This is a genomic window from Caballeronia ptereochthonis (assembly GCF_001545075.1).
In the GTDB taxonomy this organism is placed as follows: Bacteria; Pseudomonadota; Gammaproteobacteria; order Burkholderiales; family Burkholderiaceae; genus Caballeronia; species Caballeronia ptereochthonis.
The window spans coordinates 381,860-404,927 of sequence record NZ_FCOB02000001.1 but is presented as its reverse complement, the minus strand read 5'-3'; the positions used below and the strand labels follow the sequence as shown (position 1 = coordinate 404,927).

The 23,068-nt window shown below is 65.6% G+C and carries 21 protein-coding genes and 3 tRNA genes; 11 read left to right on the top strand and 13 right to left on the bottom strand.

Annotated elements, in window-relative coordinates:
* Positions 1-62: 62 nt before the first annotated feature.
* Positions 63-551 carry a CreA family protein gene (locus AWB83_RS01900; protein ID WP_087042578.1) on the bottom strand — a complete coding sequence of 163 codons (489 nt, stop codon included), beginning with the start codon at positions 549-551 and terminating at the stop codon, positions 63-65.
* A 271-nt stretch (positions 552-822) separates the two neighbouring features.
* A complete protein-coding gene (locus tag AWB83_RS01895) occupies positions 823-1,593 on the bottom strand; it encodes a FadR/GntR family transcriptional regulator (protein ID WP_087042536.1) in 771 nt (256 codons plus the stop codon).
* A gap of 135 nt (positions 1,594-1,728) precedes the next feature.
* Here AWB83_RS01895 and AWB83_RS01890 point away from each other — a divergent pair, with 135 nt between their 5' ends.
* Genes AWB83_RS01890 through AWB83_RS01880 form a run of 3 tightly spaced genes read left to right on the top strand, consistent with a single transcriptional unit; the run spans position 1,729 to position 4,462 of the window.
* A complete protein-coding gene (locus AWB83_RS01890; protein WP_087042535.1) occupies positions 1,729-2,484 on the top strand; it encodes a (Fe-S)-binding protein in 756 nt (251 codons plus the stop codon).
* Entirely contained in the window at positions 2,481-3,872 is a 1,392-nt protein-coding gene (locus AWB83_RS01885; RefSeq protein ID WP_087042534.1) for a lactate utilization protein B, read from the top strand. Before AWB83_RS01890 ends, AWB83_RS01885 begins: the two co-directional genes overlap by 4 nt.
* A gap of 8 nt (positions 3,873-3,880) precedes the next feature.
* Positions 3,881-4,462 carry a LutC/YkgG family protein gene (locus AWB83_RS01880; RefSeq protein WP_087042577.1) on the top strand — a complete coding sequence of 194 codons (582 nt, stop codon included), beginning with the start codon at positions 3,881-3,883 and terminating at the stop codon, positions 4,460-4,462.
* A 3-nt stretch (positions 4,463-4,465) separates the two neighbouring features.
* Here AWB83_RS01880 and lpxO read toward each other — a convergent pair whose 3' ends face one another.
* From lpxO to fdxA, 5 genes are all read right to left on the bottom strand, one after another.
* The gene (lpxO, locus tag AWB83_RS01875; RefSeq protein ID WP_087042576.1) at positions 4,466-5,368 is read right to left on the bottom strand and encodes a lipid A hydroxylase LpxO; all 903 of its coding nucleotides are present in this window, start codon (positions 5,366-5,368) and stop codon (positions 4,466-4,468) included.
* Positions 5,369-5,592: 224 nt separating this feature from the next.
* Positions 5,593-5,668: transfer RNA gene (locus AWB83_RS01870), tRNA-Asn, on the bottom strand.
* Between the two features lie 79 nt (positions 5,669-5,747).
* Positions 5,748-5,823: transfer RNA gene (locus AWB83_RS01865), tRNA-Asn, on the bottom strand.
* A 79-nt stretch (positions 5,824-5,902) separates the two neighbouring features.
* Positions 5,903-5,978 (bottom strand) — tRNA-Asn (locus AWB83_RS01860).
* Between the two features lie 120 nt (positions 5,979-6,098).
* Positions 6,099-6,422 carry a ferredoxin FdxA gene (gene fdxA / locus AWB83_RS01855; protein ID WP_087042533.1) on the bottom strand — a complete coding sequence of 108 codons (324 nt, stop codon included), beginning with the start codon at positions 6,420-6,422 and terminating at the stop codon, positions 6,099-6,101.
* 304 nt (positions 6,423-6,726) lie between these two features.
* Here fdxA and pncB point away from each other — a divergent pair, with 304 nt between their 5' ends.
* The 5 genes from pncB (at position 6,727) to AWB83_RS01830 (ending at position 12,622) form a co-directional block, all read left to right on the top strand.
* Positions 6,727-7,917, top strand: coding sequence for a nicotinate phosphoribosyltransferase (gene pncB / locus AWB83_RS01850; RefSeq protein ID WP_087042532.1), 1,191 nt, complete (start codon positions 6,727-6,729; stop codon positions 7,915-7,917).
* A gap of 177 nt (positions 7,918-8,094) precedes the next feature.
* Positions 8,095-8,766: a LutC/YkgG family protein gene (locus tag AWB83_RS01845; protein WP_087042531.1), complete on the top strand. Its 672-nt coding sequence runs from the start codon at positions 8,095-8,097 to the stop codon at positions 8,764-8,766.
* A gap of 5 nt (positions 8,767-8,771) precedes the next feature.
* Positions 8,772-10,190, top strand: a complete 1,419-nt coding sequence (locus AWB83_RS01840) for a sodium:proton antiporter (RefSeq protein ID WP_087042530.1) — start codon at positions 8,772-8,774, stop codon at positions 10,188-10,190.
* A gap of 3 nt (positions 10,191-10,193) precedes the next feature.
* Positions 10,194-11,177 (top strand): 2-hydroxyacid dehydrogenase, encoded by a 984-nt coding sequence (locus AWB83_RS01835; protein WP_087042529.1) that lies wholly within the window; start codon positions 10,194-10,196, stop codon positions 11,175-11,177.
* Positions 11,174-12,622, top strand: a complete 1,449-nt coding sequence (locus tag AWB83_RS01830) for a DNA recombination protein RmuC (protein WP_087042528.1) — start codon at positions 11,174-11,176, stop codon at positions 12,620-12,622. Before AWB83_RS01835 ends, AWB83_RS01830 begins: the two co-directional genes overlap by 4 nt.
* A 1-nt stretch (position 12,623) precedes the next feature.
* Here the strand turns inward: AWB83_RS01830 and AWB83_RS01825 are convergent, their stop codons facing one another.
* From AWB83_RS01825 to AWB83_RS01800, 6 genes are all read right to left on the bottom strand, one after another.
* Complete coding sequence (locus tag AWB83_RS01825) at positions 12,624-13,115, bottom strand: GNAT family N-acetyltransferase (protein ID WP_087042527.1); 492 nt, start codon at positions 13,113-13,115, stop codon at positions 12,624-12,626.
* The gene (locus tag AWB83_RS01820) at positions 13,112-13,387 is read right to left on the bottom strand and encodes a hypothetical protein (RefSeq protein WP_061171310.1); all 276 of its coding nucleotides are present in this window, start codon (positions 13,385-13,387) and stop codon (positions 13,112-13,114) included. The genes AWB83_RS01825 and AWB83_RS01820 overlap by 4 nt, the downstream gene beginning before the upstream one ends.
* 63 nt (positions 13,388-13,450) lie before the next feature.
* Positions 13,451-14,755 (bottom strand): molybdopterin molybdotransferase MoeA, encoded by a 1,305-nt coding sequence (gene moeA, locus AWB83_RS01815; RefSeq protein WP_087042526.1) that lies wholly within the window; start codon positions 14,753-14,755, stop codon positions 13,451-13,453.
* A gap of 103 nt (positions 14,756-14,858) precedes the next feature.
* Complete coding sequence (gene mobA, locus AWB83_RS01810) at positions 14,859-15,413, bottom strand: molybdenum cofactor guanylyltransferase MobA (RefSeq protein WP_279629069.1); 555 nt, start codon at positions 15,411-15,413, stop codon at positions 14,859-14,861.
* 91 nt (positions 15,414-15,504) lie between these two features.
* Entirely contained in the window at positions 15,505-16,611 is a 1,107-nt protein-coding gene (gene moaA / locus AWB83_RS01805) for a GTP 3',8-cyclase MoaA (protein WP_087042524.1), read from the bottom strand.
* 232 nt (positions 16,612-16,843) lie between these two features.
* Entirely contained in the window at positions 16,844-20,095 is a 3,252-nt protein-coding gene (locus tag AWB83_RS01800; RefSeq protein WP_087042575.1) for an Rne/Rng family ribonuclease, read from the bottom strand.
* 887 nt (positions 20,096-20,982) lie between these two features.
* Here AWB83_RS01800 and rluC point away from each other — a divergent pair.
* Genes rluC through AWB83_RS01785 form a run of 3 tightly spaced genes read left to right on the top strand, consistent with a single transcriptional unit; the run spans position 20,983 to position 23,051 of the window.
* Positions 20,983-21,996, top strand: a complete 1,014-nt coding sequence (rluC, locus tag AWB83_RS01795; RefSeq protein ID WP_087042523.1) for a 23S rRNA pseudouridine(955/2504/2580) synthase RluC — start codon at positions 20,983-20,985, stop codon at positions 21,994-21,996.
* Positions 21,997-22,656 (top strand): HAD-IA family hydrolase, encoded by a 660-nt coding sequence (locus AWB83_RS01790; protein ID WP_087042522.1) that lies wholly within the window; start codon positions 21,997-21,999, stop codon positions 22,654-22,656.
* On the top strand, positions 22,653-23,051 hold the full coding sequence (locus tag AWB83_RS01785; protein WP_087042521.1) for a Rieske (2Fe-2S) protein: 399 nt from the start codon (positions 22,653-22,655) through the stop codon (positions 23,049-23,051). Before AWB83_RS01790 ends, AWB83_RS01785 begins: the two co-directional genes overlap by 4 nt.
* The last annotated feature ends 17 nt before the right edge of the window (positions 23,052-23,068 follow it).

The following is a 23,068-nucleotide window of genomic DNA, read 5'->3' as shown; positions in this document are numbered from 1 at the left end:
AAACGGAGGGCGGAGTGGGTCAGTTTACAGCTTTGCCGCGTGCCGGACCGGACAGTTGCGCGTCACTTCACTGGTATGGTCGGGCCTTCGGGCACCGGCACCGCCGTCACGCTGTTCTTCGGGCTGCCGGTCGCAATGCGGTCGCTGTAGGTCAGGTAGACGAGCGTGTTGCGCTTCGCGTCGACGATGCGCACCACGTGCAGCGTCTTGAAGATGAACGACATGCCCGCGGAGAACACGTCGGTCTTCTGCTTGAGCGGCTGCACGATCCTGATCGGCCCGACCTGCCGGCACGCGATCGACGCTTCGGTCGGGTCTTCCGCGATGCCGAGCGTGCCTTTCACGCCACCCGTGCGCGCCCGCGACACGTAGCAGGTGACGCCCTGGACGAGCGGATCGTCGTAGGCGTCGACGCTCACCCGGTCCGAGCCGGTGAAGCGGAAGTTGGTGTTGACGCTGGCGATTTCCTCCGCGTGCGCGACTCCCGCGCCGAAAAGGGTGGCAACCGCGGTAGCGAGCGATGCGGCGAGCACGAGGACGGAGCGTTTCATCGGCATCCTTCGGAAATGAGAAAGGGCGTCGTATTGTATCGACGCCCCTGGCTCTTTTGATGCATCGCGCAGTGCCGGTCAGTGAAAGATCAGGTACAGGATGATCAGCACCACGACCGGCACGCCCAGCAGCCATCCGATCAGATAAGGCATGTCGTCCTCCTTCGCGTATTGTTTCGACGGTTCCAGTATCGCGGGGAGGGTGGCCGCGCGTTAGCCGTGCGCGTCTGAAATGCGTGTAGGCGACGTCCTATCGAACCTTACTGGCGCGTTACGGATTCGTCATTCCAGTAGACGATTGCGGCGCGCGGCCTTTCCTGGCCGGACGATCGCGATAGAGCGTGCGCACGTAGTCCAGATGCGCGCCCGCGCACTCGCGCGCCCGCGCCGGATCGCGCGCGACGACGGCATCGAGGATCGCGCGGTGCTGGGCCAGCAGGTTCGCCTCGACTTCGTCGTCGTAGTCGACGAGGCGGTGCGAGGTGAGCATCGACTCGCGGACCAGTTCGTTGAGTCCGTGCATCACGTGGGTCAGCGCGACGTTGTGCGTGGCGTCCGCGATCGCGAGATGGAAGGCCGCATCCTTCTCCGCGATGCGCGTGCTCTTCTCGGCGACGGCCGCCCGCAGCGCGTCGAACGCGGCGGCGATGCGCGCGAGATCGGCTTCGGTGGCGCGCTCGGCGGCGTAGGCTGTTGCGAGCGTCTCCAGGCCGTGGCGCAGTTCCAGCACGTCGGCGCTCGCGTCGGGCTGCTGCTCGAGCAGCGCCGCGAGCGGACGCGAGACGAGCGGCGCCGTCACGTCCGAGACGACGAAGCCGCCGCGCCCGGCCGCGCGGATGAACCCGTCCGATTCCAGCCGGATCAGCGCCTCCCGCAGCGACGGGCGCGACACGTTCAGCTGCTCGGCCAGATCGCGCTCAGCGGGCAGTCGCTGGCCAGGCAGCAGCGTGCCGTTCGAGATCAGCTCCCGGATCTGCCCGGACACGACATCGGAGATGCGCACGCGGGCGTAGGAATGTGATTGGACGGGCTGGAAGGTCATCGTTCAGAAGAGATTCGGAAAGATACACGGCGAAAGCTGGCGATTACCCGAGTTTGACACGAAAGAGGCATCTCTTTAAAGTCTTGGTCAGACCAAGCTTACCAAAATCCCTGCCCATCTTCGAAACGGACCTCAATGAAAGTCGCCTTGTTCATTCCCTGTTTCATCGACGCCTTCTACCCGCAGGTCGGCATCGCCACGCTGGAGTTGCTCGAGCGCCTGGGGCTGGAAGTCGACTATCCGCAGGAGCAGACCTGCTGCGGCCAGCCGATGGCCAATAGCGGCGCGCACAAGGAAGCCGCCGGCGCCGAGCGCGTGTTCGCCCGCAATTTCGCCGACTACGACTATGTCGTCGGGCCGTCGGCGAGCTGCGTGCATCACGTGCGAGAGCATTTCACCGCGATCGAGCAGACGAGCGCCGTGCAGAAGGTTCGCCGCAATACTTACGAGCTCGTCGAATTCCTGCACGACGTGCTCGAAGTGCGCGAGTTTCCTTGGGCCGAGTTTCCGCACAGGGTCGGGCTGCACAACAGCTGCAGCGCGGTGCGGCATCTGCGCGAGACCTCGAACTCGGAAGTCGCGGGCACGCCGTATTCGAAGCCGCGCGCGCTGCTCGAAGGCGTGAAGGGCATCGAGTTCGTCACGCCCGCGCGTCCCGACGAATGCTGCGGCTTCGGCGGCACGTTCTCGGTGACGGAGGAGGCCGTCTCGGTGCGCATGGGCCAGGACAAGGTGCGCGATCATCTCGGCGCGGGCGCGGAGTACATCGTGTCGGGCGACATGTCGTGCCTGATGCATCAGCAAGGCTGCGCCGAACGGATGAAGGTCGGCATCGGACACGATCTCCGCTTCATCCATATCGCGCAAGTTCTGAACGGAGCGCGCGCATGAGCAAGACGATTCGGATCGACCACGCAAAGGCGGCCGGCGCGTTTCTTCAGAAGCCGGATCACGTCGCGTTCCACGACAGGCGTCTGTGGGACTTGCGCACGAAGCGCGACGCGCAGGCGCACGGGATGCCCGAATGGGAGACGCTGCGCAATCTCGCCTCGGGCATCAAGGAGCACACGCTGTCCAATCTCGCGGACTACATCGCGCAGTTCGTCGATCAGGCGGAGAGGAATGGCGTCGTCGTGCATTTCGCGGCCGACGCCCAGGAGCACAACGAGCTCGTCTACAAGCTAATGAGCGAGCGCGGCATGACCGCGCTCGTCAAGAGCAAGTCGATGCTCACCGACGAGTGCTACATGCGCGACTATCTGGAGCCGCGCGGCATCACGGTGATGGAAACGGATCTCGGCGAGCGCATCCAGCAGCTCGATCATCAGGACCCGAGCCATATGGTCGTGCCGGCCGTGCACAAGCTGCGCGCGGACGTGGCCGAGCTGTTCGGGCGCACCATCGGCACCGATCCGAAGAACAGCGACATTCACTATCTCGCCGAAAGCCAGCGCATGAATACGCGGCCGTATTTCGTGCGCGAGCGGACGGCGGGCATGACCGGCTGCAATTTCGCGGTGGCGGAGGCGGGCACGGTGGTCGTCTGCACGAACGAGGGCAACGCGGATCTGTCGGCCAACGTGCCGCCGCTGCATATCGCGTCGATCGGCATCGAGAAGCTGATTCCGACCATCGCCGATCTCGGCGTGTTCGTGCGCATGCTGTCGAGAAGCGCGCTCGGCTCGCCGATCACGCAATACACGTCGCACTTTCGCGCGCCGCGGCCCGGTACGGAGATGCACTTCATCCTCGTCGACAACGGCCGCTCCGAGCGCCTCGCGATGGACGACTTCTGGTACTCGCTCAAGTGCATCCGCTGCGGCGCGTGCATGAACACCTGCCCGGTGTACCGGCGCAGCGGCGGCCTGTCGTACGGCGGCACGTATTCCGGGCCGATCGGCGCGATCATCAATCCGACCTACGATCTGAAGCGCTACAGCAGCCTGCCGTTCGCCTCGACGATGAACGGCAGCTGCACCAACGTATGCCCGGTGAAGGTGAACATCCACGAGCAGATCTACAAGTGGCGGGCGGTGATCGCCGAGCGCCACGAAGTGCCGTTCGTGAAGCAGGAAGTGCTGAAGATGGCGGGGCGTCTTCTTGCGAGCCCGACGCTTTACCGTGCGACGGTCGCCTCGCTTGGCGGCGCGCTCAAGCGCCTGCCCAACTTCGTGCTGTACAACCCGCTCAATATCTGGGGACGCCAGCGCGACTTGCCCGAAGCCCCCGCCAAAACCTTCCATGAGTGGTACAGGAAAAACCGCTCGTCTGCCAAATGAGCCGCCAAATGACGACCCGCGAAGCCTTTCTCTCGAAGATCCGCGCGGCGCAGCCCGCGTCTCGTCCGCGTCCCGACGTGCCGATATTCCCCGCGCCCGAAGGCGATCTGCGGACGCGCTTCACCACCGCGCTCACGGCGATGGGCGGAACCTGCGTCGAGGCGCGCAGTCACGATGACGTGAACGCGCTCATCGCCTCGCGCTTTCCCGATGCGGCGGTCATCGCCTCGGCGGTGCCGGGCGTCGACGGCACGCGGCCGCTTTCGCGCGATACCGTGCCGGCGTCGCTTCAGGACGTCGATGTGGGCGTCGTGAGAGGGCGCTTCGGCGTCGCCGAAACGGGGTCGGTCTGGTTCAGCGAGGAAGAGTACGTCGTGAATTCGATCGGCTACCTCGCGCAGCATCTCGTCGTGCTGCTCGATCCGGCTCAGCTCATCGAAGGCTTGCAGCAGGCGTATCGCCGGCCGGATTTCAAATCGGCGCGCTATGCGGTGCTCGTGACCGGGCCGTCGGCGACGGCGGATATCGAAGGCGTGCTGATCCGCGGCGCTCAGGGCGTGCGCTCGCTGACGGTCGTGTGGCTCGCCTGAGTCTCAGTGCTTCCAGAAGATCGCCACGGCGATGCCGCCGAACAGCAGCCACTTGACGATGTAGTAGACGGTCCGGTTCCACGCCTTCAGCCGCTTGCCGACGAGCCGGATCGAATAGAGATACTTGAACGCGCGATTCAGGCCGCCCGTGCGGTCCCCGACCTCGTTCGGCGACGCGGCGGCGCGCATCAGAAAGCCGCCGACCGCATGGTTGACGGCCTGTGCCCAGCGGTATTTCATCGGCCGCTCGATGTCGCAGAACAGGATGATGCGGTCCTTGTCGGTCTTGTTCTCGGCCCAGTGCAGATAGGTTTCGTCGAACACGACTTCCTCGCCGTCGCGCCACGAATAGCGTTCGCCATCGACGATGATCGCGCAGCGGTCATCGTTCGGCGTGACGAGCCCGAGGTGATAACGCAGCGATCCCGCATACGGATCGCGATGCAGCGTGAGCGTGCCGCCGGGCGGGAGCATCGCGAACATGGCCGCCTTGACCGTCGGAATGTTCTGCAGGATCGAGAGCGTTTGCGGGCACATCGCCGCGGCGGACGGATGCGGGCGGTCATACCATTTCAGGTAGAAGCGCCGCCAGCCGCGCCGGAAGAACGAATTGAAGCCGATGTCGTTGTATTTGCCCGCCGCCTGGATCTTGCTCGCCTCGTGCAGCGCGACGGCCTCGGCGCGGATGGTTTCCCAGTGCGCCTTGATCGGTGCGAGTTCAGGAAAAAGCGACGGCGGAAGGTAGGGCGTGGACGGCACGCGCGAGAACAGATAGACGAAGGTGTTCAGCGGTGACATGAACGTCGAGTGATCTGAAAGCTGCCGGAAGAAGCCGTGCCGGATCTTGCCGCGCCAGTGCGTGTAAGCCGCGCAAGCGATGAAGATCAATAACACCACCCAGCGCATTTCTTTCTCCTTCGCATTCAATCGCCGGCTTTCATCAACGTCCTAAAATTATACAAACGGATAATCGAAGTTTGCTTGGATGACCGGGCTCGAGGAAACCGAAGGGATTCCGGGCGCACTTCTTGAGGCGGGAGAGAGCGGGTGTCGCAGGTTTCCGACTAGCGACGAGCGCGCAAAAACAAAAAGCCCAGTCACGCGACTGGGCTTTTCGATTCGAAATTTTTTGGCTCCCCGACCTGGGCTCGAACCAGGGACCTACGGATTAACAGTCCGGCGCTCTACCGACTGAGCTATCGGGGAACAACTGAAAACATCTGCAACTGAGATAAAAAACCCAGCCGGGCGACTGGGTTTTTTTGAAACCGTCTTGCTGAGACTTTGGCTCCCCGACCTGGGCTCGAACCAGGGACCTACGGATTAACAGTCCGGCGCTCTACCGACTGAGCTATCGGGGAACAACTGAAAACATCTGCAACTGAGATAAAAAACCCAGCCGGGCGACTGGGTTTTTTTGAAACCGTCTTGCTGAGACTTTGGCTCCCCGACCTGGGCTCGAACCAGGGACCTACGGATTAACAGTCCGGCGCTCTACCGACTGAGCTATCGGGGAACATCTACAGCAGAGAAGCGAAATTATAGGGAGCCGTTGCTAGCGTGTCAACGCCGAATCGTCATTCAATACAATTTTTTGCGTCGAACAGTCCGGCGCGGCGGCTCGCTCCTGCGCGAATCAGCGCTCCAGCAGATTGAGCTTGTCCTTCACGTCCTTGAACTCGTCCGACTCGGGCAGCGGCGCCTTGGTCTTGGTGATGCTCGGCCAGTTGCGCGAGAGCTCGGCGTTCAGTTCGGTGAAGTGCTGCTGATCGGTGGGAACGTCTTCTTCGGCGTAGATCGCATTGACCGGGCATTCGGCCACGCACACGGCGCAGTCGATGCACTCGTCCGGATCGATCGCGAGAAAGTTGGGACCTTCGCGGAAGCAGTCCACCGGGCACACGTCCACACAATCGGTGAACTTGCACTTGATGCAGCTTTCGGTCACAACGTGAGTCATTCAGGCTCCTGCATGCGAAATTCGTGGGGGCGGCGCCCTGGGCGGCTGCATGGGCCGGGAGGTGCGCTTGCCGAAACGCGTATTGTAGCGTAATGAGAAAAGGGGACGCGAGCGCCGCGAAGCGCGCTTTATATCGATTCGTGATGTATGTATGCGTCCTTGGTAAAAGGGCGAGGCATGCGTAATGCGTATCCGTACATTCGGGTAACATGGCCCTGAAGGCATCATAAAGACACTATAAGGTAAGGGCACGCGGGCTCGAATCGGCGCGCGGCCTCTTCGCGTGGATGTTCCAGTCAGAACCATGATCATCAATTCGCTGCTCGATACCGACCTCTACAAGTTCACGATGATGCAGGTCGTCCTGCATCATTTTCCCGCGGCCCATGTCGAGTATCGCTTCCGCTGCCGCACGCCGAAGGTCGACCTCGTGCCGTACATCGACGAGATTCGCGACGAGGTCCGCCAGCTCTGCAACCTGCGCTTCAAGGAAGAGGAGCTGGAGTACCTGCGGCGCATGCGCTTCATCAAGAGCGATTTCATCGACTTCCTCGCGCTCTTTCATCTGAACGAGAAGTCCATCCGCATCTCGCCCTCGCCGAAGAACAACGGTGAGATCGATATCGACATCGAGGGGCCGTGGCTGCACACGATCCTCTTCGAGATCCCGGTGCTCGCGATCGTCAACGAAGTCTATTTCCGCAACACGCAGCGCAAGCCCGAGTACGAAACCGGCCGCGAGCGCCTGCGCGAGAAGATCAAGCTGCTCGCCACGCCGCCCGAGTATTCCGACTGCAAGATCGCCGATTACGGCACGCGCCGCCGCTTCTCGAAGCAGTGGCACGAGGAGGTCGTGCTGACGCTCAAGGAACGGCTCGGCGCGCAGTTCGCCGGCACGAGCAACGTCTTCTACGCGATGAAGCACGGCTTGCGGCCCCTCGGCACGATGGCGCACGAGTATCTGCAGGCGTGCCAGGCGCTCGGTCCGCGCCTGCGCGACTCGCAGATCTTCGGCTTCGAAATGTGGGCGAAGGAATATCGCGGCGACCTCGGGATCGCACTGTCGGACGTCTACGGCATGAAGGCGTTCCTGCGCGACTTCGACATGTACTTCTGCAAGCTCTTCGACGGCGCGCGACACGATTCCGGCGATCCCTTCGACTGGGGCGAGCGCCTCATCCGGCATTACGAGGAGAACCGCTGCGACCCGCGCACGAAGATCCTCGTCTTCTCCGACGCGCTCGACATCCCCAGGGTGATGCAACTGTATGAACGTTTCCGCGGGCGCTGCCAGCTCGCGTTCGGCGTCGGCACCAATCTAACGAACGATCTCGGCTATCAGCCGCTGCAGATCGTCATCAAGATGGTCCGCTGCAACGGCCAGCCTGTCGCGAAGCTATCGGATTCGCCCGGCAAGAACATGTGCGACGACAAGGCATATCTCGCCTATTTGCGCCAGGTATTCGGCATCGAGCAGCCCGCCGACGAAAGCTGACCGGTCAACGAGGCAGACGAGGCCGACGAGGTCGACAAGGTCGACGACATGGCGCTCGTGCGTTCGGCCTATGCCGTCCGGCCGGGGTTCGCGCGCGAATCTCGCTCGCTATAATTCGGACGCGTCGCTGACCGATTCGGCGCACGCACCCAAGCACGCATTCACGAGGACGGCACCATGGATACATCGGCCGCGCGCCGCAATATTCTCGCGCGCATACGCAGTGCGCAGGGCCGCCGCGGCGCACCGACCGACGCCGAGCGCGCGGCGGCGCAGGAGTATGTGGAGCGCCATCCGGCGGGGCCGCGTCCGCCGCTGCCGCGGACGCGCGACGAACTCATCGCGCGCTTCAGGCTGGAGGCGGAGCGTCTGTCCACCACCGTCGCCGAAGTGGAGGCGCTCGCCGATGCCCCCGCCGAAGCCGCGCGCTATCTCCAGTCGCTGAATCTCCCGACCGATGTCGTCACCTGGCCCGCGCTCGGCGGTCTGTGCTGGACCGAAGCGGGCATTCAGGCCGCGCTGCGCAAACCGGCCGACGCCGATCTCGTCGGCATCACGGGCTGCTTCTGCGCGACGGCCGAAACCGGTTCGCTCGTGCTGCTGTCCGGCGCGGACACGCCCGCCTCCGGCGCGCTCCTGCCGCAGACGCATATCGCGATCGTGCCGGCGTCGCGCATCGTCGCGGCGCACGAGGACGCCTTCGCGCTCATGCGCGCGGAGCGGGGCGAGCTGCCGCGCGCGGTGAACTTCGTGTCGGGGCCGTCGCGCACCGGGGACATCGAACAGACCATCGTGCTCGGGGCACACGGGCCGTATCGCGTGCATGTGATCGTCGTGCGCGGAGCCTGAGCACGATGCGGCGTATCGTTTCCGGCGCCGTGTTCGCTGCGCTGGCGCTGGTCAATGCGCCCGCCGCGGCGGCGACGCTCGATGGCGCGACGCTTTCGGCGGCGTGGGGCATACCGTTCGTCGGCATCCTGCTTTCCATCGCTGTTTTTCCGCTCGTCGCGCCAAAGCTCTGGCATCACCACTTCGGCAAGATCGCGGCGGCGTGGGCGCTCGCGTTTCTCGCGCCGTTCGCGCTCGCCTTCGGCTTCGGCACGGCAGGCGGCGTGCTGGTTCACGCGATGCTCGAAGAATACGTGCCGTTCATCATCCTGCTGGCGTCGCTCTTCACGGTCGCGGGCGGCATCTGCGTGCGCGGCAATCTGCATGGCTCGCCGCGTCTCAATACCGGCCTGCTCGCGCTCGGCGCCGCGCTCGCGAGCATCATGGGCACGACGGGCGCGGCCATGCTGCTGATTCGTCCGCTCTTGCGCGCCAACGACAATCGCAAGCATGTGGTGCACGTCGTCGTGTTCTTCATCTTTCTCGTCGCGAACGCGGGCGGCTCGCTCACGCCGCTCGGCGATCCGCCGCTGTTCCTGGGCTTTCTGAACGGCGTCGGCTTCTTCTGGACGACGCTGCATCTCGCGCTGCCGATGCTCTTCGTCTGCGCCGCGCTGCTCGTGATCTTCCATGCGCTCGACAGCTACTACTGGCGCAGGCACGACGCCAGAAGCGCGTTCCTCGACCCGACGCCGGACACGCCGCCGCTCGGCATCGACGGCAAGATCAACTTCGCGCTGCTCGCGGCGATCGTCGCGCTGGTGCTGATGAGCGGTATCTGGAAGCCCGGCATCGCATTCGACGTGTTCGGCACCCAGGTGCAATTGCAGAACCTCGTGCGCGATGTCCTGCTCGTCGCCGTGCTGCTGGCTTCGCTCGCGCTCACGCCGAAACGCGCGCGCGCCGGCAACGCGTTCGATTGGGCGCCCATCGAGGAAGTGGCGAAGCTCTTCGCGGCCATCTTCGTCACCATCGCGCCGGTCATCACCATCCTGCGCGCGGGCGAGGCGGGCGCGTTCGCGGGCATCGTGCACGCGGTATCGGACGCGAACGGCAAGCCGAACGACATTGCCTATTTCTGGGCGACGGGCCTCCTGTCCTCGTTTCTCGACAACGCGCCGACCTATCTCGTGTTCTTCAATCTCGCGGGCGGCGATGCCCGCGCGCTCATGACCACCGACGCCACGACGCTCGCCGCCATCTCCGCGGGCGCGGTCTTCATGGGCGCGAACACGTATATCGGCAATGCGCCGAATTTCATGGTGAAGGCGATCGCCGAATCGCGCGGTGTGCGCATGCCGAGTTTCTTCGGCTATATCGCGTGGTCGGGCATCGTCCTTCTGCCGCTTTTCGCCGTTCTGGGCTGGCTATTTTTCCAGGAGTAACCGATGAAGAAGAAGGTACTTGTCGCACGTCCCACGTTCCCCGATGTGATCGAGCGCCTGAAACAGTATTTCGATGTCGACGTGAACCTGGGCGACGTGCTCCCGCAGGAAGAGTTCGCACGGCGTCTCGCCGACAAGGACGGCGCGTTCACCGCGGGCGAGTGGGTCGGCGAGAAGGAACTGGCCGGCGCGCCGAATCTGAAGGCGGTCGCCAACATGGCGGTCGGCTACAACAACTTCGACATGCGCGCGTTCGATTCGCACCAGGTGCTCGGCACCAACACGCCGAACGTGCTGAACGAGACCACGGCCGATTTCGGCTGGGCGCTGATGATGGCGGCGGCGCGCCGCGTCACCGAGTCCGAGCACTATCTGCGCGCGGGCAAGTGGCAGAAATGGTCCTTCGATTCGTTCCTCGGCGCGGACGTGCACGGCTCGACGCTCGGCGTGATCGGCATGGGGCGCATCGGACAGGCGCTCGCGCGGCGGGCGGGCGGCTTCAACATGCGCGTGATCTATCACAACCGTTCGCGCGTGGCGCCGGAGATCGAGGCCGAGCTGAATGCCGAGTACGCGTCGAAGGAAGACTTGCTTAGGCGCGCGGATCATGTCGTGCTGGTCCTGCCGTACACGAAGGAGAACCATCACACGATCGGCGCGGCCGAACTCGCGCTGATGAAGCCGACGGCCACGCTCACCAATATCGCGCGCGGCGGCATCGTCGACGACGCGGCGCTGATCGTCGCGCTGCGCGAGAAGCGCATCGCGGCGGCGGGCCTCGACGTGTTCGAGGGCGAGCCGAACCTGAACCGGGATTTCCTGGCGCTCGATAACGTCGTGCTGACGCCGCACATCGCGAGTGCGACCGAAGCCACGCGCCGCGCGATGGCCAATCTCGCCGCCGACAACCTGATCGCCGCCTTGGGCGAGGGCCCGCGCGCCGGCAATCCGCCGAATCCGATCAATCCCGACGTGCTGAAGAAATGACGGAACTGCTGGCCGGCGCGCTCGCCGTGCTGGCGATCGCGCTGGTGGTCTCGCTCATCGCGCTCGTCATGACGATGCGGCGGAACTCGAACGCGGGCATCTACGAGGAATTCGAGGCGCTTGCCGATCGCGTCAACGACATGGGCGAGGCGCACGCGCGCGCGCAGGAGCGGCTCGAACGCGGCCTGCGCGGCGATATCGCGGAGAGCGCGCGCGTTTCGCGCATGGAATCGCAAAGCGGCTTCACGCAGTTCCATCAGACGCTGTCGACGCAGTTGGCGAGCACGTCGAGCGTGCAGAACGCACAGTTCGATGCGCTCGCGCAGCAGCTCGCGCAACAGAGCCAGCAGGCGCGTGACGAGCAGAGCGGGGCGCTCAAGCGCTTCGCGGACTCGATGACGCTGCATCTCGGGCAACTGTCGGAAGCAAACGAGCGGCGGCTTGCCGAAGTACGCGCGACGCTCGAAGCGCGCCTGAAGGACATCGAGGCGAACAACTCGACGAAGCTCGAAGAGATGCGCCGCACGGTCGACGAGAAGCTGCACGCGACGCTCGAGCAGCGGCTCGGCGAGTCGTTCAGGCTCGTGTCGGAGCGGCTGGAGCAGGTGCATCGCGGGCTCGGCGAAATGCAGACCCTTGCGGCCGGCGTCGGCGATCTGAAGAAGGTGCTGACCAACGTCAAGACGCGTGGCATCTGGGGCGAAGTGCAGCTGGAATCGCTGCTGGAGCAATTGCTCACGCCCGACCAGTACGCGAAGAACGTCGCGACGGTTCCGAAAAGCAGCGAGCGTGTCGAGTTCGCGATCAAGCTGCCCGGCCGACACGATGCGCCGGGCGCGCCGGGCGACGTGGCGACGCCAGTGTGGCTGCCCATCGACGCGAAGTTTCCGCGCGAGGACTACGAGCGCCTGATCGATGCACAGGAGCGCGCCGACCCGGTCGCGGTCGAGGAAGCGTCGCGCGCACTCGAAGGCCGCTTGCGCGCGGAGGCGAAATCGATCGCGCAGAAGTACGTCGCGCCGCCGCACACCACCGACTTCGCGCTGCTGTTCCTGCCGACCGAAGGGCTTTACGCCGAGGTGCTGCGCCGTCCCGGTCTGAGCGATTCGCTGCAGCGCGAGTATCGCGTGAGCATCGCAGGGCCGACCACGCTCACGGCGCTCCTCAACAGCCTGCAGATGGGTTTCCGCACGCTCGCCATCGAAAAGCGTTCGAGCGAAGTGTGGCAGGTGCTCGGCGCGGTGAAGACCGAGTTCGGCAAGTTCGGTGAGGTGCTGGCGCGGACGAAGTCGCAGCTCGAAACCGTCACGCGCTCGATCGAAGCGGCGCAGACGCGCACGCGGCAGATGAACAAGCGCCTGCGCGATGTCGAGGCGCTGCCGGGAGAACAGGCGGCGGGACTGCTGGGCGATGCGTCGTCGCCCGAAAGCGACGACGACATGTGAATCAGCGGGCGAGGCGTTCGAGCGGCTCGCCCGTCACGCGCACGATGCGCCAGTCGGGCAGCACGGTCGCGCCCATCTTTTCGTAGAAGTCGATGGCGTTCTGGTTCCAGTCGAGCACCGACCACTCGAAGCGCCCGCACTGGCGCTCGACCGCGAGCGCGGCGAGCCGCTTCAGCATCAGCGTGCCGAGACCGCTGCCGCGCACCGACGGACGCACGTAGATATCTTCCAGATAGAGGCCGCGCTTGCCGAGGAAGGTCGAGAAGTTCTGGAAGAAGAGCGCATAGCCGACGATTTCGCCATCCTGCTCTGCGATGAGCGCTTCGGCGGCGGGCCGCGCGCCGAAGAGCGCATCGTGCACGCCTTGTTCCGTGGCGATGAAGAGATGCGTGAGCTTCTCGAACTCGGCCAGTTCGTACATCAGCGCGAAGATCGCGGCGACGTCGGCGGGTGCGGCCGCGCGGATTGTGGCTCCCCCGTTCGCGTCGCTCATGCTTCCTCCGGCGCGTCGGACAACACGATCTCGATGCCGCCGAAACGCGAGGCCACCCAGTTGTACGCGTGGCAGGCGATCCACAGCAGGATGAAGCCAAGAATCGCGTTGAGCAGGAGCGCGCTCGTGACGGTGCTCACTTCCACCGAGCCGTATCGCACGAAGGCGACCACCACGCCCAGCAGCACGATGGGTACGCTGAAGGTCAGATACACGAGGATCAGCGCCTTGGCGGTCTGTCCCGGTGCGATGGATGAGATCTGCTTTTTCATGGAAGGAAGCCCCGTCTATCGATGTAGGAATGTTTGTCGTGGCGACGCCGTGTGCAGTGCCCGTCAGATCAGGCCGTCGAACGGCACGATCTCGACTTCGTCGCCGGCGTCTATGTCGCCGCGCGCCTGCTCGAGCACGATGAAGCAGTTCGCTTCGCTCATCGAGCTGAGCACGCCGGACCCCTGCGGACCGGTCGTGACGACGCGCAAGCGCCCGTCGACCTCACGCGTCGCGATGCCGCGCTGGAACTCGGTGCGGCCCGCGCGCTTCTTCATCGGCCCGGCGCTGATCGCGCGAATGACCGTGAGCGGCTGGCGCGTCGCGCCCGACATGGCCAGCAGCGCCTCGCGCACGATGAAGTAGAAGGTCGCCATCACGGCGACCGGATTGCCCGGCAAGCCGAAAAAGAGCGCCGCCTTGCCCGTGCCCGCGCGCTCGCCCGACCACAGGCGGCCGAAGGCGAGCGGCCGGCCGGGACGCATCGCGATCTTCCAGAAGGCGACGTCGCCGAGCGAGTTCATCAGCTCGCGCGTGAAGTCCGCATCGCCGACCGATACGCCGCCCGAACTGATGACGACATCGGCGCTTTCGGTCGCATGGCGCAGCGCCTTTTCGAGCGACGCGCGGTCGTCCCGCACGATGCCGAGATCGACCGTCTCGACGCCCAGGCGCCTGAGCATCGCGAAGAGGGTGTAGCGGTTGCTGTCGTAGAGGCTGCCCGGGCTCAACGTCTCGCCGACCGAACGCAATTCGTCGCCCGTCGAGAAGAACGCGACGACGAGCCGCTTGCGCACGGACACTTCGCCGATGCCGAGCGACGCGAGCAGGCCCAGATCCGACGCGCGCACGATGCGGCCGGCGAGCAGCGCGGGCTTGCCTTTCGCGAGATCCTCGCCCGACAGGCGCCGGTTCTGGCCCGCGCGCATTTTCGCATTCGCGAAGCGGATCGTGTCGCCTGCGCGCGTGACGAGCTCCTGCGGCACGACCGTGTCGCAACCCGGAGGCATGAGCGCGCCCGTCATGATGCGCACGCACTCGCCCGCGCCCGGCGTGGCTGTGAACGGCCGCCCGGCGAGCGCCGTGCCTGCGACGGAGAGATCGACCGTGTCGCCGCCGCGCGCGAGCGCAGCGCCGGCGAACGCGTAGCCGTCCATCGCGGAATTGTCGAAGGCGGGCACGTCGATGGGAGAGATCACGTCTTCGGCGAGCACGCGGTCAAGCGCGTCGTGCAGGCTCACGCGTTCCACCCGCGCGTCGGAAGCGCGCGGCATCGCCCACTGACGCACGATTTCCTGCGCCGCCTCGACGGGCAGGGCATCCGGATCGTACTGGGCGACGCAGGCGGAGAATTCCTTGGACGTGGTCATGAATCGGAGTGGGTCGCGCGCCGGATGGCGGCCGCGGGATGGTTGAGCGCCTGTGCATCGTCAGGCCACGACGGCGGACGTGAGCGAGCAGCCGGGGGTGTGGTCAGCGGCGCTCCAGCTCGGCCAGCTGCTGTGAATCATTGATATTGTAAAACGCGCGTTCGTCGTGAAATTGGACTTCCACCGCCGTGTGGCGCGCGTACCACGCGCGGACCTTGCGTTCGCCGGCGTCGAGCCACGCGTCGAGATCGTCGGCGAGCGACGTGCGCACGAGCGCGAAGACCGGATGCGCCATGACTTCTCCGGACGCTTCGACCGTTGCGGCGTACGCAATGTCGGCGTGCTTCGCATCGAGTGCGCGCATCAGCGCGGCGCCGAGGTGTTCGTCGACGAAAGGGGCGTCGCAGGGCGCGGTCAGGACGAACTCCGTGTTCGCGGCGTGCAGCGCGGCGGCGATGCCGGCGAGTGGGCCGGGATAGTCCGCGCGCACGTCCGGAATGACGCGTGCGCCGAATTGCGCGCCCAGCCGCTCATATTCCTGGATGGACCGATTGGCGCTGATCAGCATCGCGCACGCCTGGGGCGCGAGGCGCCGCATCACGTGCAGCGCGAGCGGCTCGCCTCGAAAGGGCTGCATGCCCTTGTCGATGCCGCCCATGCGCGAGCCACGGCCGCCCGCGAGCACGAGCGCCGTGACGTTCGTCGATGAATGAGCGTGGGGAGCGGCCTGCACGAGCTATCCGCTTGCGTCAGCCGCCGATATAGGACATTTCGACGCGAGGCGCGTCGTCACGTGCTTGCGCCGACGCGCTGCCGCGCAACTGCGAATAACGGTCGCCGCGCGCTTCCCAGATCCGCGAGATGGCGGTCGCCACGTCCTCGTCACTCGCGCCGCCGCGGATCAGGCCGCGCAGGTCGTGGCCGGATATCGCGAAGAGACACAGATAGAGCTTGCCTTCCGTCGAGAGCCGCGCGCGCGTGCACGAGCCGCAGAACGCGCGCGTGACGCTCGAGATCACGCCGATTTCGCCGCTGCCGTCGCGATAGCCCCAGCGCTGCGCGGTTTCGGCGGCGCTGTGCGCTTCGAGCGGTTCGAGCGGGAAATGCACGTCGATGCGCTCGACGACCTGCGCCGACGGCAGCACTTCGCTCATGTTCCAGCCGTTCGACGCGCCCACGTCCATATATTCGATGAAGCGCAGGGTCGCGCCGCTGCCTTTGAAGTGGCGCGCCATCGGCACGATTTCCTGATCGTTCGTGCCGCGCTTCACCACCATGTTCACCTTGAGCGGAGCGAGTCCGACGGCCTGTGCGGCCTCGATGCCGTCGAGCACGTCGCCGACGGCGAAATCCGCATCGTTCATGCGGCGAAAGAGCGCATCGTCGAGCGCATCCAGGCTGACCGTGACCCGCGACAGGCCCGCGTCCTTCAGCGAGCGGGCCTTGCGCGCGAGCAGCGAGCCGTTCGTCGTGAGCGTCAGATCGAGCGGACGGCCCTCGGGCGTGCGCAGGAGCGCGAGCCGCTCGATCAGGTATTCGATGTTCTTGCGCAGGAGCGGCTCGCCGCCCGTCAGGCGAATCTTTTCCACGCCGTGCTCGACGAACACGCGCGCGAGCCGCTCGATCTCCTCGAACGAGAGCAGGGCGGCATGCGGGAGGAACTGGTAGTGCTTGTCGAACACCTCGCGCGGCATGCAGTACACGCAGCGGAAGTTGCAGCGGTCCGTCACCGAGATGCGCAAGTCGCGCAGGGGACGCGCGAGCGTGTCCGTGAGCGTTCCGGACGGCGCCGACGCGACACCGGAAAAATCCGGAATCGCGCTGATGTCGGCCAGGGGAATGATGCGTCGGGACATGATGACTCGGGGTTCGGCTCCGGCTGCGGCCTTGTTCGAATAAGGTATGGACACTGTCTCATTCTAGCGGAACCGGGCTGCAGGAGGCGTTGGGATGAATCGACACGGGATCCCGGTTTTCCCGCAGTTCTTGCGTGAGGCACCGTGCAAAAAAAACGCCATCGACGCGAGTCGATGGCGTTTTTCCGGGCACCTGCCCTGCACGGTCTGGAACCGTGCAGGCGCGATGCGCTTAGTGGATGCTCTTGCTGGTTTCCACTTGCTGCATCGGCGTGGCGTCGGCCGGCGGGAGCGGCTTGCGCTCACGCGGCACGCGGACCGGCGCCGGCTCGCGCGCCGCAGCGGCGTTCGCTTCGCGCAGCTTGCCCTCGTCCGTGTTGACCCACACGAGGCCCGCGCGCTCCAGCATCGGCTGGAGTGCTTCGGCGGCGATCGGCGTCGAAGTCGCGGGAGCCGTCGGCGCGGCGGTCTTCACCGGTTCCGCAACGACTGCAACCGGCTCCGGCGCGGCCACGGCCGCCGGCGTTTCCGCAGCCTCGACCGGCTTGACCGGCTCGACGCTGGTTGCCTCGGGCGTCGGCGCGACCGCGGCGGTCTTCACCGGCTCGGCGGCTTCGGCGGGTTCCACGGCAGCTTCAGGCGCCGCTTCGGCCGCGGCCGCCTCGACGGGCTTGACCGTTTCCACCGGCTTCGCTTCTTCCGTCGCGACGGGCGCGAACGGATCGGTCACGTTCGTTTCGACAACCTTCGGCGAAGGACCGAACGGATTTTCGATCGCGGGCGCCGGAGCGGGCTTGACGAAGAGATCGGGCGTCGTCGATTCAGGCGTCTGCGCCTTCACTTCGAACGGCTCGGCTTCCTGCGTCCTGGCAACCGGGGCTTCCTCGGCGGCGGCAGACGCCTGCTCTTGGGGCTTGGCCTCGGTCGGTCTTTCGACCTGCGGCTCGACCGACGCTTCAACGGGCTGCGGAGCGGCCGGGCGGGTTTCGCGGCGAGCGGCCGCTTCCTGCGCGGCTTCCGCATCGAACACGCCGGCTTGCGCCGACAGGCTTTCCGCTGCGCCTTCTGCTTCCGCGACATCGGCGGCGTGGTTCACCGTCATGCCTTCCTCGTCGCGCTCGCGGCGGCCGCCACGACGGCCGCGGCGACGGCGGCGACGCTCTTCGCCGTCACGCGCGGCGGTCTGGTCGGCGTTTGCCGCATCGCTGCCCGGCTGCTGCGCGACTTCCGTGCTGACCTGCGTCGTTTCGACGATCTCCGATACGACCGTTTCGGCCTGCGTCAGCGCCTCGACGGCAGCTTCCGGCTGCGGCTTGCGGCGTTCGCCGCGTTCGGCGCGCTCACCGCGTTCCGCGCGTTCGCCGCGGTCGGGACGCTCGCGGCGTTCCTGACGCTCGCCCGCTTCCGGACGCGCGGCGCGCTCCGCGTTGCGATCGCGTGCTTCACGCGGTTCGCGGGGCTCGCGCGGTTCACGGGCTTCACGCGGCTCGCGGGCCTCGCGCGGCTCACGGACTTCGCGCAGTTCACGTCCTTCACGGCCGCCACGCGCCTCGCGATCCTCGCGGCGCGCGCCTTGCCGGCCTGAACCATTGCCACCCGTCGCCGTGCCTGCTGCCGCGCCTTCGCGTCCGGCGCTACCGCCACGACGGTTGCGGTTGCGCTCGCCGCCGCCGGTGCGCTCGGCGCGTTCGCGCTGCGGACGCGGGGCCGGTTGCGCCTCGGCCGGGGCCGGTGCGGGCCTGGCTTCCGGCTGAATGCCGAACAGGTTCTTGATCCAGGCGATGAAACCGCCGCTCGCCGCCACGGGCGCCGGTGCCGGCGCGGCCTCGACGGGCGCGGGCTTGACCGGCGCGCTCGGCGCCGGCTTCTCGGGCGTGATGCCCTTCACGGCCGCTTCCTGCTTGGGCTTCACTTCCTCGCTGCGCTTGCTGTAGCCGGTTTCCGACTCCAGCTCGCTCGCCGCTTCGACGGCCATCTTCCACGACGCGCGCGGCTCGTCGAGGCGCGCATCGTCGTGACGCAGGCGCTCGAGCTTGTAGTGCGGCGTCTCGAGATGCTTGTTCGGGATCAGAACGACATTGACCTTGAAGCGCGACTCGATCTTGTTGATTTCCGAGCGCTTTTCGTTGAGCAGGAAGGCGGTCACCTCGACCGGCACCTGGCAATGGATCGCCGCGGTGTTTTCCTTCATCGCTTCTTCCTGAATGATCCGCAGCACTTGCAGCGCGGACGATTCCGTATCGCGGATATGGCCCGTGCCATTGCAGCGCGGGCAGGTCACGTGGCTGCCTTCGGACAGCGCCGGACGCAGGCGCTGACGCGACAGCTCCATCAGACCGAAGCGCGAAATCTTGCCCATCTGTACGCGCGCTCGATCGTGCTTCAACGCGTCCTTCAGGCGCTGCTCGACTTCGCGCTGGCTCTTCGCCGACTCCATGTCGATGAAGTCGATCACGATCAGGCCGCCCAGATCGCGCAGACGCAGCTGGCGCGCGACTTCGTCGGCGGCTTCCAGATTGGTGCGCGTCGCGGTTTCCTCGATGTCCGCGCCCTTGGTCGCGCGCGCCGAGTTCACGTCGATGGCGACGAGCGCCTCGGTGTGGTCGATCACGATCGCGCCACCCGAGGGCAGCGGCACCGTGCGCGAGTACGCGGTTTCGATCTGGTGCTCGATCTGGAAGCGCGAGAAGAGCGGCACGTCGTCGTGATAGCGCTTCACCTTCTGGAGGTTGTCGGGCATCACGATATCCATGAAGGCGCGTGCCTGATCATGGATTTCGGTCGTGTCGATGAGGATTTCGCCGATGTCCGGCTGGAAGTAGTCGCGGATCGCGCGGATGACGAGGCTCGATTCGAGATAAATGAGCATCGGCTGGCCGGCGACGCCGCTCTGCGACGCGGCTTCGATCGCGCGCCAGAGCTGCATCAGGTAGTTCAGGTCCCACTGGAGCTCTTCGGCGGAGCGGCCGATGCCGGCCGTGCGCGCGATGATGCTCATGCCTTCCGGCAGTTCGAGCTGCGCCATGGTTTCGCGCAGTTCCTGCCGCTCGTCGCCCTCGATGCGGCGGGAGACGCCGCCGCCGCGCGGGTTGTTCGGCATCAGGACGAGATAGCGCCCGGCGAGCGAGATGAACGTGGTCAGCGCCGCGCCCTTGTTGCCGCGCTCTTCCTTCTCGACCTGAACGATGAGTTCCTGGCCTTCGCGGAGCGCATCCTGGATGCGCGCGGAGCGCATTTCGACGCCGTCGCGGAAATACTGACGGGCGACTTCCTTGAACGGCAGAAACCCGTGGCGGTCTTCGCCGTAGTTGACGAAGCAGGCTTCGAGCGACGGCTCGATGCGGGTGACGACTCCCTTGTAGATGTTGCCTTTGCGCTGTTCGCGCCCGGCGGTTTCGATGTCGATGTCGATGAGCTTCTGCCCATCGACGATGGCGACGCGCAATTCCTCTTGCTGCGTCGCGTTAAACAGCATGCGTTTCATGAAACGGCTCCAGAGCGGCTCCGCATCCCTCGTCAAGCGAATCGGCGTCGGTGACGGAAAACGTCACGCGCGCGAAGCGGGAAGGTGGGCGTGCCACGCTTTTTTGTGTGTTGTCACAAAGCACGCTGGAGCGGGACTTCTGGCGGGAGAATTGCCGAAAGCAGGCTTCGGCCGCCGATGGGGCGGCCTTGCCGTGGGGCGCATGCGAAGCAACGGCGAGGCGCCGGGAGCCGCGCGGCGCGTGGCGAGGATGAACGGCGGCGCAGCGGCTCCGCGTCTCAAAATAGACGCGCCGAACCGATCCGCGCTCTTTGCAACAGAGCCTGATTCCTCCCAACGGTGGCTGCGGAGAAGAGCGGTCTCGCGCAAACCGGCGCGATGCTTCGCGACCGATCCTCCATGCTGCCATACCGCGCCGGCGCCGCCGCGGGCTCGATTGCTCCCATCGGCTGGCGGCCAGGTGTCTCGCCTCTTTGCGGCGTCGTCGCGCTTCGCAGGAATCAGCGCAGCAGCGATTTTCGCCGTTAGTTGTTCGCAAAACCGGCGAGCGTCGATTTGCCTATTTCTCCCACCCGATGGCAGGACCGATTCAGGCTGGCAGCCGGCTTCTTCGCCGGGCGCCGTCGCTTCTCGCCGATAAAATTCTTTTTGACCAAAAATCCGTTACCGACCGGCGATCGACTCGACCGAACGCGCCTGTGGGCTCCGTCCCTGCCGGTGATATCGCCGTGCGTGCAACTCGTCGCTCGATTTTCCGGGTGAGCAACCGACCCTGGGCGCAAGTAAAATGATGGTTTATCGCTTGCACCTGTACAGTCTGACAAATCACGGCCATTGCTTGATCCAAAGCTTCGGTCTTTTCAGACTGCTCGCAAATTATATTCAGAATGAATGAGTTAGGCAAAACATCCCATAAGCAGGTCGCGAGCGAACAGGTGTCGATGATCGAAATCGACGAAACTGCCGCTGGTCAGCGAATCGACAATTTTTTGCTGCGAGTCTGCAAGGGCGTTCCCAAAAGCCATATTTACCGTATTCTCCGCAGCGGCGAAGTGCGCGTGAACAAGGGCCGCATCGATGCGGCCTATCGGCTGGAGCAGGGTGATCTCGTGCGCGTGCCGCCGATTCGCGTGGCGCAGCCGGACGAGGCGCCGGTCTCGTCGAACGCGCCGGCCGCCGAATTCCCGATTCTCTTCGAGGACGACCACCTGATCGTCATCGACAAGCCCTCGGGCGTCGCGGTGCACGGCGGCAGCGGCGTCGCGTTCGGCGTGATCGAGCAGCTGCGCAACGCGCGGCCGCACGCCAAATTCCTCGAGCTGGTGCATCGGCTGGATCGCGAGACCTCGGGTGTGCTGATGCTCGCGAAGAAGCGCGCCGCCCTTGTCGATCTTCATGAGCAGATTCGCGAGAATCGCGTCGACAAGCGCTATTACGCGCTCGGTCACGGCGACTGGCATGCCGACTGGGGCCGCCGGCGCATCGTGAAGGCGCCGCTGCACAAATATGTCGCGGCGGACGGCGAGCGGCGCGTGCGCATCCAGGAAAACGGACTGCCGTCGCATACGGTCTTCAATCTGATCGAGCGCTGGGGCGACTACGCGTGGGTCGAGGCGGAACTGAAAACCGGCCGCACGCACCAGATCCGCGTGCATATGGCGAGCATCGGCCTGCCGATCGCGGGCGACGCCAAGTACGGCGACTTCGCGCTGAACAAGGAACTGGCGCGTCCGAGCGCGAAACCGTCGTTGAAGCGCATGTTCCTGCACGCCTATCGTCTGAAGATCACGCATCCGGCAACCGGCGAGCCGCTGCAACTCGAAGCGCCGCTGCCCGCCGAATGCCGGCGCTTCATCGAGCAGCTCAAGCAATCGAACCAAGACCCGAGCGAGACCCGTTAAATGGCGCGGAAGCAATTTGATCTGATCGTTTTTGACTGGGACGGCACGTTGATGGATTCGACGGTGCACATCACGCGCAGCATCCAGGCCGCATGCCGCGACCTCGGGCTGCCGGTTCCGGCCGATGAATCCGCGAGCTATGTAATCGGCCTCGGCCTGAAGGACGCGCTGCAGATCTGCGCGCCGACGCTCGATCCGTCCGAGTACCCGCGCCTCGCCGAACGCTATCGCTTCCATTTCCTGACGATGGGCCAGCAAACCGAGCTGTTCGGCGGCGTGCGCGAGCTGCTGCAGGAATTGCGCGACGAAGGCTATTTCCTCGCGGTGGCGACGGGGAAGAGCCGCGTCGGGCTGAATCGCGCGCTGGACCAGTCGCGCCTCACGAGCGCGTTCGACGGCACGCGCTGCGCCGACGAGACCTTCTCGAAGCCGCATCCCGCGATGCTTCAGGAGCTCACCCGCGAGCTCGGCCAGGATCTTTCGCGCACCGTGATGATCGGCGACACGACGCACGACCTGCAGATGGCGATCAACGCCGGCGCGGCGGGCGTGGGCGTCGCGTACGGCGCGCATCCGGCGGATTCGCTCGCGGCGCTCAAGCCGCAGTTCTGCGCGGACAGCGTCGCGTCGCTCTCCGGCTGGCTGCGGGAGCACGCATGAGCGAGCCGGCGGCGATGGCGCAGAGCGACGCGGTGCGCGTGTGCGCATCGGACGATCTGGTCGATGGCGGCGCGGGCGTCCGCATGCCTGCGACGGAAGCGAGCGGCGACGCGGTCGTGTTCTTCGTGCGCTACGACGGCAAGCCGTATGGCTATCTGAACCGCTGCGCGCATGTGCCGATGGAGCTCGACTGGGTCGAGGGCCAGTTCTTCGAGAGCTCGGGCCTATACTTGATGTGCGCAACGCACGGGGCGATCTACGAGCCCGACACCGGCAAATGCGTGGGTGGTCCGTGCCGCGGCGCGCGCCTGCGGCCCGTGACGGTCGAGGAGCGCGACACGCCGGAAGGCCGCTCGGTTTTCTGGATGCCGGACGACGCATTGCGCCCCGCCTGATACTTTCTCGACAACAA

Coding starts and splice junctions, on each gene's coding strand:
- AWB83_RS01900 (WP_087042578.1), bottom strand. CDS start 551: ATGAAACGCTCCGTCCTCGTGCTCGCCGCATCGCTCGCTACCGCGGTT.
- AWB83_RS01895 (WP_087042536.1), bottom strand. CDS start 1,593: ATGACCTTCCAGCCCGTCCAATCACATTCCTACGCCCGCGTGCGCATC.
- AWB83_RS01890 (WP_087042535.1), top strand. CDS start 1,729: ATGAAAGTCGCCTTGTTCATTCCCTGTTTCATCGACGCCTTCTACCCG.
- AWB83_RS01885 (WP_087042534.1), top strand. CDS start 2,481: ATGAGCAAGACGATTCGGATCGACCACGCAAAGGCGGCCGGCGCGTTT.
- AWB83_RS01880 (WP_087042577.1), top strand. CDS start 3,881: ATGACGACCCGCGAAGCCTTTCTCTCGAAGATCCGCGCGGCGCAGCCC.
- lpxO (WP_087042576.1), bottom strand. CDS start 5,368: ATGCGCTGGGTGGTGTTATTGATCTTCATCGCTTGCGCGGCTTACACG.
- fdxA (WP_087042533.1), bottom strand. CDS start 6,422: ATGACTCACGTTGTGACCGAAAGCTGCATCAAGTGCAAGTTCACCGAT.
- pncB (WP_087042532.1), top strand. CDS start 6,727: ATGATCATCAATTCGCTGCTCGATACCGACCTCTACAAGTTCACGATG.
- AWB83_RS01845 (WP_087042531.1), top strand. CDS start 8,095: ATGGATACATCGGCCGCGCGCCGCAATATTCTCGCGCGCATACGCAGT.
- AWB83_RS01840 (WP_087042530.1), top strand. CDS start 8,772: ATGCGGCGTATCGTTTCCGGCGCCGTGTTCGCTGCGCTGGCGCTGGTC.
- AWB83_RS01835 (WP_087042529.1), top strand. CDS start 10,194: ATGAAGAAGAAGGTACTTGTCGCACGTCCCACGTTCCCCGATGTGATC.
- AWB83_RS01830 (WP_087042528.1), top strand. CDS start 11,174: ATGACGGAACTGCTGGCCGGCGCGCTCGCCGTGCTGGCGATCGCGCTG.
- AWB83_RS01825 (WP_087042527.1), bottom strand. CDS start 13,115: ATGAGCGACGCGAACGGGGGAGCCACAATCCGCGCGGCCGCACCCGCC.
- AWB83_RS01820 (WP_061171310.1), bottom strand. CDS start 13,387: ATGAAAAAGCAGATCTCATCCATCGCACCGGGACAGACCGCCAAGGCG.
- moeA (WP_087042526.1), bottom strand. CDS start 14,755: ATGACCACGTCCAAGGAATTCTCCGCCTGCGTCGCCCAGTACGATCCG.
- mobA (WP_279629069.1), bottom strand. CDS start 15,413: ATGGGCGGCATCGACAAGGGCATGCAGCCCTTTCGAGGCGAGCCGCTC.
- moaA (WP_087042524.1), bottom strand. CDS start 16,611: ATGTCCCGACGCATCATTCCCCTGGCCGACATCAGCGCGATTCCGGAT.
- AWB83_RS01800 (WP_087042575.1), bottom strand. CDS start 20,095: ATGAAACGCATGCTGTTTAACGCGACGCAGCAAGAGGAATTGCGCGTC.
- rluC (WP_087042523.1), top strand. CDS start 20,983: ATGAATGAGTTAGGCAAAACATCCCATAAGCAGGTCGCGAGCGAACAG.
- AWB83_RS01790 (WP_087042522.1), top strand. CDS start 21,997: ATGGCGCGGAAGCAATTTGATCTGATCGTTTTTGACTGGGACGGCACG.
- AWB83_RS01785 (WP_087042521.1), top strand. CDS start 22,653: ATGAGCGAGCCGGCGGCGATGGCGCAGAGCGACGCGGTGCGCGTGTGC.